The sequence below is a fragment of the Brucella pseudogrignonensis genome (assembly GCF_002252525.1).
In the GTDB taxonomy this organism is placed as follows: domain Bacteria; phylum Pseudomonadota; class Alphaproteobacteria; order Rhizobiales; family Rhizobiaceae; genus Brucella; species Brucella pseudogrignonensis.
In genome coordinates, this window is sequence record NZ_NNRM01000041.1 from 274,945 (window position 1) to 285,836 (window position 10,892).

Genomic DNA, 10,892 nt, shown 5'->3' on the forward strand with positions numbered 1-10,892 from the left:
TTTCACGCGTGAAAGTTTTCAGCCGATGCCGCAATGGCCTCCCTCAATGCGGCAATGAAAACCCGGACCTTCGGCAAGACCAGTCTGGTGGTCGGATAGACCGCCCAGATATTGAGCGTTTCAGGTCTTGCATCACCGAAATTGAGCCTGACCAGACGCCCCGCCTTCACATCTTCACTCACATACCAGGTCGATAGAAGTGCAAGCCCACCGCCCGCAAGACAGGTGGCATAACAGCCCTCCATCGTGTTGGCGGAAAAGCGGGCGTTAAGACGAATGTGCTTTTCACCTTCGGGCGTCGAGAAAGTCCAATGAGTTGCAGAGCCGAGCGGCAGGCAGTCATGCTCTGCAATCTCATCAGTCGCGTCCGGTATGCCGCGTCTGGCCAGATAGTCCGGGCTTGCAACGATGCAACGAGGATTGTCGCTGAGCTTCTGCGCAATCAGGCTGCTGTCGCGCAGCCGGGCAATGCGGATCGCGAGATCCGTCCCGCTCGCAACCAAATCGGGCAAGTGATCCGTAAGATCGAGCGCGATACGCAATTCTGGATTCTGCTCAAGCAGCTGCGGCACAAACGGCGTGACATAGCGAAGGCCAAAGGCGACGGGAACCGAAACACGCAAAAGACCTGCCGCACCTCTGGCTTCTGCCCGCAGCAGCGCTTTGGCTTCGGTTTCATTTTCGATCATGGCGCGCGCAAAAGGCAGGAAGGTTTCACCTTCAGGTGTCAGCGAAAGCGAACGTGTCGTGCGATGCAGCAGCCGGACACCGAGCATTGTTTCAAGAGCAGCGAGACGGCGTGTGGCAACCATCGGCTGGAGACCAAGCCTTCGGGCCGCTTCAGCCAGGCTTCCCGCATTGACTGCCGCCAGAAATACAACAACGTCATCCGTATTCATTATATCGATTTTCGTTATACAGGCAGATCATTCAAGATCACTAAAACGAAAATCGATAAAAAGCTAGATAGTCAGGTACCGATCGCGATAGAGCGGCTCTCACTTCAAGGTGCCTTTGATAGCCGCCCTATCCAAAGTTTTTCACGCATCGTTCCGCCGGAAAGCGCCTCCCACTTTCCTCGGGACCAGCCATAAGAGGGCAGCAAAATGGACGATAAAAGCCAATCTTCAATGCAAGCCGGGCAAGCCAGCGCCGGTATCGGCAAAGGGGCTCTGTTCGCAATGGCCGTAGCCAGCGGCGTGGCGGTTGCAAATATCTATTACAATCAGCCAATGCTTGGGATCATCGAAGCCGATTTTCCAAATGATCCGATGACGAGCCTTATCCCGACCGCCACGCAGCTTGGCTATGCCGCTGGTTTGTTCTTCCTGCTTCCGTTGGGGGATATCGTTCACCGGCGCAAGCTGATCATCGGCCAGTTCATCATTCTGGCAGTAGCGCTTGCCATTGCGGCTGTCGCACCATCGGCGCTGGCTCTGGTGATTGCATCACTCATCGTGGGTGCAAGCTCGACAGTCGCACAGCAGATCGTGCCGTTTGCGGCGTCGCTTGCCGTGCCTGAAAAGCGCGGCGCGACCATCGGCACGGTGATGGCGGGCGTCCTTTCGGGCATTCTGTTCAGCCGTACGCTTTCCGGCTTTGTCGGTGAACATGCTGGCTGGCGCGAAATGTTCTGGATCGGCGTACCGCTGGCGCTCTTTGCCGGTTTGCTGATGTTTTTTGCGCTACCGAACCATCGTTCGACATCGCATATGCGCTATCACACGGCGATCCGTTCGCTGGCTAAAATTTGGAAAACACACAGTGCCCTTCGCATTGCAGCGCTGACGCAGGCAGCGCTTTTTGCAGCCTTCACGGCCTTCTGGACCATTCTCGCGCTTTACCTGCAAACGCCTGAATTTGGCTTGGGCGCAGATGTTGCAGGTCTCTTTGGTATTGTGGGTGCAGTTGGTGTCTTTGCAGCGCCATTTGCAGGCCGGATTGCCGACCGCAAAGGTCCGCACTTTGTCGTGCTTATGGGCGCAATCCTCACGCTGATTTCGTGGGTGATCTTCGGCCTCTGGTCTTCGCTTATCGCGCTGGTCATTGGTGTGATCGTGCTCGATTTCGGTATCCAGAGCGCTCTCGTTTCCAATCAGCACATCATCTATGCACTTGATCCGGAAGCAAGGAGCCGCCTCAATACCATCTTCATGACGGCCATGTTCCTCGGTGGAGCGGCGGGCGCTGCACTCTCGACGCTTGCATGGAAACATGGCGGCTGGCTTGATGTGTGCCTGCTGGGCGGTTTGCTCGCCATCATAGCGCTGGCCATTCAGTTCGTCGCTTTTCGTGTTCGCAGTTCGATTGCTGCCCAGCATTGACTACAGCATAATTCCTTAAACTTGAATCAGTTTAAGGTAAAATTATGCTGTAAATATAAAGTGTTAGAGCGACCTTTGTGCGCCCAAAAGGGCGCACGGCGCTCTACGAAAGAATTGCTTTCACAGACCATAAAAAAAGGCGGCCATTTGGCCGCCTTTTTGGTTGGTGGTTTCATCAACGGGGTACCATGCCCGGCTGGTCGGAAGGCAGCTTCCGCAAATCGACAACATCAATATTCAGGTGCTGTGCAACAAGATCGGCTGGCGTATGCGTCAGCCATGAAGACAACGACACTTCCTGATATTCAGCCGTCCTGAACACGGCGACGAATTGAAGATCGGTGGTGCCGGTATTTTCAATCACATGACCCTGACTGCGCTTCACATAGCCGACATCTCCAGCTCTGAAATCTGCCGTCTGGGCGCGGGGGCCTGCATCGAAAACGGTCATGCGGCCTTCGCCCCTGATCCAGTATTGCCATTCATCGGCATTGGGGTGCCAGTGCAACTCGCGGACACCGCCGGGCTTGATCGTCTCGATTGCAGAAGCAATCGTGGTGGATGCCTTGAAGATCGAGCTGTCAGCCATGCGAATGGCGCCAGAACGGTTTTCCTTCAATGGCTTTGCAGAGCTGAGCTTGTAGGTGAAGGGAAAAGGGGGCAGACCAGCTGATGAAACCTCTTCCTGATCGTTGGAAAGTTCGCCCGGCTCGCGGCCCTGAAAAATCCAGAGATTGTTGAGCGGGATCGACTTCATCGCGTCTTCGTCGATGCCGAAATTCTTGGCAAGAATGCTGGGCGGTGTATGCGCCAGCCAATCTGTTACCAGCAGCGTGTTGTATTCGGACTGATCGCCTTCATCAAATGCCAGAACAAATTCGCAGCCATCAGGACCGAGCCCCTGCAAGGAATGCGGAAAACCTGCCGGGAAATACCACAGATCGCCTGCTTCAACGTCCTGCACATAGGCGCGGCCTGCAGTATCAAGCACAGTGATGCGGCAACGACCATTGGTCACGATTGCCCATTCCGCCGCGCGGTGCCAGTGCATCTCACGAATGCCCCCTGCACTCAGGCGCATGTTCACGCCGGAAATTTCTGCGGAAATTGCAAAGTCGGATTGTGTCAACTGACGCGCCCAGCCGCCATTCTGAATGCGCTTTGGCGCATTGTTGAATGAACCCCAAAAGAGCTGCATATCACCGATATCGGTTGCAGGCGGATTCTGGAAAGATGGAAACTGTGCGTTAAGCGCCGGGTTCTTCGGACCGGGATCAGTCAGGCTTCCGGCATTGGCGTTGACCGCGCCTTCGGGCGGCAGATCAGGATTGCCGAATGTCGGCTTCGTGGAATGATCGTTGGCGCTTTTTGCGTCTATGCGATGGGTGGTCATGGCGGCTTCTCCTCTCGTTGCCAGCGGCAACAATTTCTGATGCAGGAGAAGTTTACGAGAGCAGGGAAAGGACCACATCTATACCGAGGTCTATCTATCCCCGGCGATTGGTATGCTGTTCCCCAACCCTATGATCGGAGTGCGTGCTCAAGATGGTCGAGCAGTTTGGTCACATCGACCGGCTTGCCCAGAAAAGCGAAAGCGCCGCCTTCCATGGCCGCATTGCGGGTACGGTCGTCTTCAAAGGATGTCATGAAGATCATCGGCGGATGGGCCGTCTGCTTGTTCAGTTCGGCCTGAAGCTCGATTCCGCTTAATCCCGGCATTTTCACATCAACCAGCATACAATCGATATCCGATTGCGCCTCATAGGCAAGATATTCTTCGGCTGATGCAAAAAGACGGCTTTCATAACCGCAGGATTTGACGAGATCGTCGAGAGCTTCCCGGATGCCCTGATCATCATCAACAATGGCTATGGTATGAATTTGCGCTGCGGACAAGATATTGGACCTTGAATTGCTAAAATCTGATCGCGCATCCCGAAAACGATTCCTGTTTTTAGAGATGCACTTAAGGCCCTTTATGCGCTCTGGCAGAGCACAAATATACCATACTTAGATACAGGTCACTTTGTCGTTTCGCTGAGGAACTCGGCCTTGCGAACCAGATCGGCAAGAGAACGCACATCCATTTTGCGCATGACATTGCCACGATGAAGCTTCACCGTCACTTCGCTAATGCCAAGATCAAAGGCGATCTGTTTGTTCATTTTGCCAGTGACGACCGCGTTCATCACTTCCCGCTCGCGTGGGGTCAATGTCTGCACCAGTTCGACGACAGCCTGATTTTGCGCTGCCTCCTGCCTGCGCACGCTATCGCGCTGCACAGCCGAACTCACTGCATCGAGCACATCCTGTTCCTTGAACGGCTTGGTGAGAAAGTCGACAGCGCCTGCCTTCATCGCACGTACCGTCATCGGAATATCGCCAAAGCCCGTCATGAAAACCACTGGAAGGCGAATGCCCGATTTTTCAAGCTGGCTCTGGAAATCAAGGCCGCTGATGCCCGGCAAACGGACGTCGAGGAGAATGCAGCCGGGTCTTTCCATTCGTGATTGATCCGGGAGTTTGGCCATGAAGGCTGCGGCTGTTTCAAATGCTTCCGCATCAAACTGCATGGATAAAAACAGATCGGCCAGCGATTCTCGCATCGACGGATCGTCATCGATGATGAAGACCACAGGCTTGTCGTTTGGTTGCTTTTGGGGCTTGCGTATCTCAGGCATCCTGCACTTCCCAATTGATCGGCAGGCGCATTTCAAATTCCGCACCACCTGTTTCGTGGTTGGTCCCGGTCAGGGTTCCACCGCTTGCTTCAACCGTGCTGCGGCAGATCGAAAGCCCCATGCCCATACCGGAAGCCTTGGTTGTATGAAACGGCATGAACAGCCGTTTTAGCGTATCCTGATCTATTCCCGGTCCGCTGTCACGAATGCTGATTACGGCATGGTCATTGTCGGTGCGCCCGATGGTGATCACAATTGAACGCGAACGGGTTCTGGATGCTTCCATCGCTTGAATGGCGTTGGTCACAAGATTGATAATCACTTGCTGAAGCTCAATCCGCACGCCCTCAATCACGGGCGAACGCCAGTTCTGTGCCATGCGTACCTGCGTGCTGCTGCGTTGCAGCTCATGTTCCATGAGCGCAATGGTTTCGCGAACCAACATGGTGAGATCGATGGATTCCACCCGCCGCTTGGCCTGGCTCAGCATATTGCGCGTGTTCTGGATAATCTCGCTTGCGCGGTCACTGTCGCGAATGATCCGTTCCGCAGAGCGTCGCACGGCGGTCAGGTCCGGCGGATCGCGGTCGAGCCAGCGCAGCACTGTCTGCGCATTGAGCATGATGGCGCCAAGCGGCTGGTTGAGTTCATGGGCAAGCGAGGCAGACAAGGCACCGACGGTTGCGGCCCGCGAGGCTTTGGTCAGTTCGGCTTGTGCTTCCACCAGCGCCTTCTGCGCCAGTTCACGCTGAGTAATATCGACCATACTCAGCACAACGCGATTGAAAGCAGCAGGATCGCTCGGGAAGCTAATGCTCAGCAGCGCCAGCCGTTCTTCACCACTTTGGGTGTGAAACTCGACTTTGTTCTCAAAATAGCGCTGTTCATCGAGCAGCGCTTGCAACACATGCACAAATTGGTCATCGCGTGGAACGAAGAGACTGCCAAGTCGATGTGCCTGCCCCAGATCAACCCCTAAAAGTTCATAGGCTGCTTCATTGGCTGCGACCGTATCGGTCATGCCAATGCATTTATGGACGAAATCCGGATGCGTGCGGGCGTAGTCTTCGATGTCAGTGATGCCTTGCGCCTTCAACTGAATCAGATGCTGGCGAAGCCGCGAATAATCGCGCTCGCAAAGGGCAACGCGTGTGCGGTCAAAAATCGAGCGATAGCGCGCTTCGCTATCTTTGAGCGCTGCGTGGGAGGCGAGCAATTCCTGCTGCCCCATTTTGTTTCTCAGAATGAGAACCGCCGTGACCACAACTGCAGCAACAGCGACTGCCAGTCGAATGGTTGTCTGAAAATCCGGCTCCGGGCCATGGGTCGCATAATAGGATATGATGGTGAGGATGAAACAGCCAATGCCGCTCAGGATAATGCCTGTGCGCCCTGTTACTTCGGCTGCCAGCAGCAGCACAATGGCATAGAGAACGGCAATAGCGCCTTCAATATCGGTGAAGGTATCGACGTAAAAGACAGCAAGCGCCAGCGCCAGTGCGACAAAGCCGACCGCCAGTTCACTGCCTCGCTTATGCACGCCCTCTGCATATTTAGACATCGTTTGTCGTTCCCCAGATTCGACTGCGCGAAACCATATAGCAATTTAAGTGGTTGCGAACCTATACCTATGTTTGGGTGCTAACCAAATCACCTGATAGAACACCTGCGCTTTCCGGAAGCGATGATCCGTCCCACGACACCGCATTCAATTGCCTATCACTCTGGGTTTTTTTAAGCCGAGTTGAGAACACATGTCCGATAATTCAGTTTGCGAGTTAAGGATATACCTCAGTGTCGTTGCATAGCACGTTCGAAACAGATCCACTGTAATGAGTTAGCCCCCACATTACCGGCCATTAACGAGCAGCATGGCAGAATAGATGCTGCTGTTGCAGAATTGGCAGATCACCATCAATCTTAAGAACGAGGCTTGATCGGACCAGCTTGGCGCAAGTTTCACGCGTTATCCCACAATAGAGTTTGCTACGTCGTAGACTCATAAGCTGACGCACCAGATGAGCACGGCGATCAGTTTGACAGCAGCGAGGAAGTTGGCTGGGTTCTTGTCGTAACGCGTTGCGATGCCACGATAGCGTTTAATGCCGTTAAAGAAGCGCTAGACCCGATTTCTGTGACGATACCCCCCCCCCGGCGAAAACGCGAAGATATCTCGCCGGTTGGATTTGGGTCAGCGAGCAGCGTGCCGACTTCTTTGATGCATTCTATTAGGCCCTCTGCCTGTGAACACTCAGCAACGCGCCCCCGTTATTCAAAGATTGATCGGACGGCCTTCTGCATCAACAATTGTGTGGATTTTACCTGTGAGAAAGCCACGCAGCCATCGTCTTGCCCCCTTTTTCCTGTGGCTCCGTGCTGGTGAACACGAACACAGGTTTTATCAATCATCAAGATGTCGCCATCATAGGCCGCGGACAGTCGATCCCAGACAGCAGCACGTCACCGACGAACGAACCGGCTGTTACAGCTCTTTGCAATACCATAGCGTTGAGGGATTTCGGACCATGATGACCCTGTGCGGAGCGCAACAGAATGACATTGAGTACCATGCGATCATCAACACGTGCTACAACACGACGTTTGCACGGCCTAGCACCTAAACAGACAGCTCTGTTTATTCGTGGCCTCTATGTGAGGAACCAGGATCAAGCGATGCCTGCCGGTTCACGCAGATGCTCGTTTCAAGCAACGATAACAGGAGTGTCTGAGCATCAGTAGCGGTACGAAGGTCAATGTCGCCAGGTAAGATCGATGAGAAGATAACATTTTTCCTCCTTGCTCGGGATAAAGCGACGTTCATTCGCTGAACGGACTGATCATCCTCAAAGCCATCCAGAAAAGCTGGCAGGCGGTTTTTTAAGTTAAACGCAACGCCTAGGGAAACGTACACATTGTCCGCTTCTTCTCCAAGAAGTTCAGCAGGTAAACCTTTAAATTCAAGCTTCTTTTGTTCGTTAACCGGTATAAAACCTAGAATGGCTTCGAGCTGCTGTTTGGAAAAAGCAACCAGTCCGGTCGTCCCGTTGCTTTTGAGCGAATCTCTGACAGCTGAGCTAACCGCGGCGGCTTCTAACTCAACGATTCCCTTTAATGAATGGGCTCGAGGCAGGTAAAAAATCTCGCATGCTGGCGCCCCTTTACGTTCGCAGATCAGTGAATTTTCGTATGCGAAGATATTCGACCATGCCATTGTATCGCAGTTTTTGCTCCGGCGTGTGAGGAACAATTGAAACACCGGCAGATCTGATCTTCTCGCATTTTCAAAAACAGACCCGTCAACTGATATCTGCTGCTGGTCTCCTAACACGATCACCTGTTTGTAGCGCGTCACAAAAGCCGAATGGAACGTTATCTGCGTCGCATCATCAATTACAAGCACATCGGATTGCTGCATCTCATGTCTGATATGCCGGTGACTTTCGATAAAGGCTTTCCGTTCTTTGCCGTTTTCAGCATTGGCAAGCGTATGCGCATTTCTGCCCCCGAAGAAAAGCAAATAATCCTGCTCCCGGAACCAGACCATAGGCACAGTGACATTCCGTCTTACGGACATGAATTCGCGGCAAAGTGCTTCAATTCTGTCCAGACTACCTTGAGCACCCAGCACCTTAACCGAGCGTCCATCTGCCAGAAAATTAGAGATGAGACCTGGCACCATTGATGTTTTGCCAGTCCCAGCTCCCCCCGTGATCATCAATGAATTCCCGGCGCGCGCTACCGTCAGAATTTCATCGAATATTGTAGGAAGGTCTTTACGCAACTCAGGATCGCAAGCACTGTCAGCAGTCTGGCTGCGATGAAACTTCTCTGTGTGCGAAGAGAAATTCACGGAGAGCTCTTTCTCAGACCTTGCTCCGCGGAATTTCCTTAGCCGTAAGCCTTCACGTTCGCTTCCTTCGAAAGGGTGCGGCGTATAGTTAAATTCCTGCACGGCCATGGGACCGGCTATTTCGTGTCTCAGATCGTTTGGTTGATCAAAAAAAAGTAATGTGGCTTCTTTTCGATGATCTGAAAAGTTCTGCAGATCGAAGGCGAGCGGCCTAAATTGCGACGTTTGCTGACGACCCGCCCAGAAGAAATGGTGAGCGACTGCTGCGCGCAGATGTCCTGGCAATGCCATTTTAGCGATAAGCGAAAGATTTTTCTGATGGGTGAGCCCATCCCCTAACAGTGCATGGTGTAGTTTGAAGGCTGGCGCCTTCCACCCGGCCTGTGTTCTGTCCTTTATAGCCAGTTCAGCATCGCGAAAAATCAAAGTATCAGCGTTCTGGCGCATACAATCTTGGTTCAAAATCTGCTTTGTTTCGTTACCAGGCACATCATGGGAGCTGGCACTTTGAGTTTGCGTTCGTAGCCAGGCGTAACCAGATCTTATAAAGTCAATTTTTTGAGAAAAGCGCTGGACTGCTTCTGCAAGTCTGCGTTCGGTGCTAAGTACGTGCTTATCAAGACGGCTTTTTTTACTTTCCTTCTCCAAGCGATAGTTTTCAGCTGTTACCCGTCGACCCCATGGATATATGTCATCGTGCTGGCGGGTGGAGAGATGGGCTGAGCTCTTGTGGTCTTCCTTCCATTTCTTGATGAGGGCGAGCGCGTGATCAAATTCTGTTTGGAACCGGTAGCGGTCAAGTTTGGCGCGCAGATGCGCGCTCCCTCTTTTGATCACCGCGCTTAAAAGTTTGCGGTACATCACATCGAGACGCTTCTCACATTGCGATCTCGACAGCGTTGCGTAAGGCTTTTTTGGAACTATTTTTTCCAGACAACCTATCTGGTACTGCACACCGGCCTCCGAGTCTGATTTTCCTTCCGCACAATAGCTTCACTGTGCGCTAAAGAAACCTTAAATCATCGTTCTCGCAACGCTTCGCTTGCCCTGTTGAGCGGTTTGATCAGGTAATCAAAGACTGTCTTGCTACCAGTATGAATATCCACCGTCGCAACCATTCCTGGAACGATGGGAAAGCGTTCTCCATGCTTGTTTAAAAGCGCATCTGTCTCGGTCTTGATGAACACGCGATAATAATAATTTTCAGGCTTCGCTTCATCCTTGATCGTGTCGGCCGAGATGCTGACAACCTTGCCTTCCAATCCGCCATAAATCGCATAGTCATATGCGGTCACCTTGACGGTCGCGCGCTGATCCGGGTGAATATAAGCAATATCCCGCGGCGAGATACGCGTCTCGATCAGCAGCTGTTCATCAAGCGGCACAATAATCATAAGTTTGCCATTCGGAGGCACCACACCACCAATGGTCGAAACTTCGATATTCTTGACGATGCCGCGCACCGGCGAGCGCAACGTCAGACGCGCAAGCGCATCCGATCGTCCACGAATAACCGATGAAAGCGATTCCACCTCGGCATTTGCCTTTGCAAGCTCCTCACGCGCCTGAACGATATAATCCGATTTGATCTCGGTTTCCTTGAGTTGCAACTCAACCAGCTGCCGTTTCAGGCGGATCACCTCCACATTACTGGCAGCACCCATTTTGCTTAGTGACTGGCTGATATTGAGTTCGTCTTGCACAAGCTTTTTGGATTCGGTGATCCATTCAAGTGAGTCCTGCAGGCTGCGTGTACGCGCATCGAAAAGTCGTGTTTCTGCAGCCACCAGCATCGGAAACGCATCAAGCTCCGGCGAGAATTGCAGCTCAGTCTGGCTGACTTCAGCAGTTAGCCGCGCAGAACTTGCCAAAGCCGCACGATATTTGGCGGCACTTTCCTGCACGCTTGATTCTGTGACGGTTGGGTCGAGCTGCGCCAGAATCTGCCCCGGCTCCACCACATCATCCTGTCGCACCATGAGCTTGGCGACAACGCCGCCCTCGAGTGACTGAATGACCTGTTCCTGCGAGGTCGGC

At 53.0% G+C, this 10,892-nt stretch carries 8 protein-coding genes and 1 pseudogene; 1 reads left to right on the forward strand and 8 read right to left on the reverse strand.

All coding sequences use genetic code 11. The features are described 5' to 3' along the window. Window positions 1–2: 2 nt before the first annotated feature. Window positions 3–899 (reverse strand): LysR family transcriptional regulator, encoded by an 897-nt coding sequence (locus tag CEV34_RS19100; RefSeq protein ID WP_007877533.1) that lies wholly within the window; start codon window positions 897–899, stop codon window positions 3–5. Between the two features lie 207 nt (window positions 900–1,106). Here CEV34_RS19100 and CEV34_RS19105 point away from each other — a divergent pair, with 207 nt between their 5' ends. After that, a complete protein-coding gene (locus CEV34_RS19105; protein WP_007877532.1) occupies window positions 1,107–2,324 on the forward strand; it encodes an MFS transporter in 1,218 nt (405 codons plus the stop codon). A 175-nt stretch (window positions 2,325–2,499) separates the two neighbouring features. Here the strand turns inward: CEV34_RS19105 and CEV34_RS19110 are convergent, their stop codons facing one another. The 7 genes and pseudogenes from CEV34_RS19110 to CEV34_RS19140 form a co-directional block, all read right to left on the reverse strand. Beyond that, window positions 2,500–3,717, reverse strand: a complete 1,218-nt coding sequence (locus CEV34_RS19110; RefSeq protein WP_007877531.1) for a cupin domain-containing protein — start codon at window positions 3,715–3,717, stop codon at window positions 2,500–2,502. A 128-nt stretch (window positions 3,718–3,845) separates the two neighbouring features. Continuing rightward, a complete protein-coding gene (locus CEV34_RS19115) occupies window positions 3,846–4,220 on the reverse strand; it encodes a response regulator transcription factor (RefSeq protein ID WP_007877530.1) in 375 nt (124 codons plus the stop codon). Between the two features lie 125 nt (window positions 4,221–4,345). Further along, window positions 4,346–5,005, reverse strand: coding sequence for a response regulator transcription factor (locus CEV34_RS19120; RefSeq protein WP_094544244.1), 660 nt, complete (start codon window positions 5,003–5,005; stop codon window positions 4,346–4,348). Next, on the reverse strand, window positions 4,998–6,566 hold the full coding sequence (locus tag CEV34_RS19125) for a sensor histidine kinase (RefSeq protein WP_007877528.1): 1,569 nt from the start codon (window positions 6,564–6,566) through the stop codon (window positions 4,998–5,000). The genes CEV34_RS19120 and CEV34_RS19125 overlap by 8 nt, the downstream gene beginning before the upstream one ends. A gap of 438 nt (window positions 6,567–7,004) precedes the next feature. Continuing rightward, window positions 7,005–7,644: pseudogene (locus CEV34_RS19130) on the reverse strand (transposase). Further along, a complete protein-coding gene (locus CEV34_RS19135) occupies window positions 7,641–9,809 on the reverse strand; it encodes a DEAD/DEAH box helicase (protein WP_007877527.1) in 2,169 nt (722 codons plus the stop codon). The pseudogene CEV34_RS19130 and the gene CEV34_RS19135 overlap by 4 nt, the downstream one beginning before the upstream one ends. Window positions 9,810–9,874: 65 nt before the next feature. Further along, window positions 9,875–10,892 (reverse strand): HlyD family type I secretion periplasmic adaptor subunit (locus CEV34_RS19140; protein WP_094543192.1); only part of this gene is annotated, 1,018 nt, incomplete at its 5' end.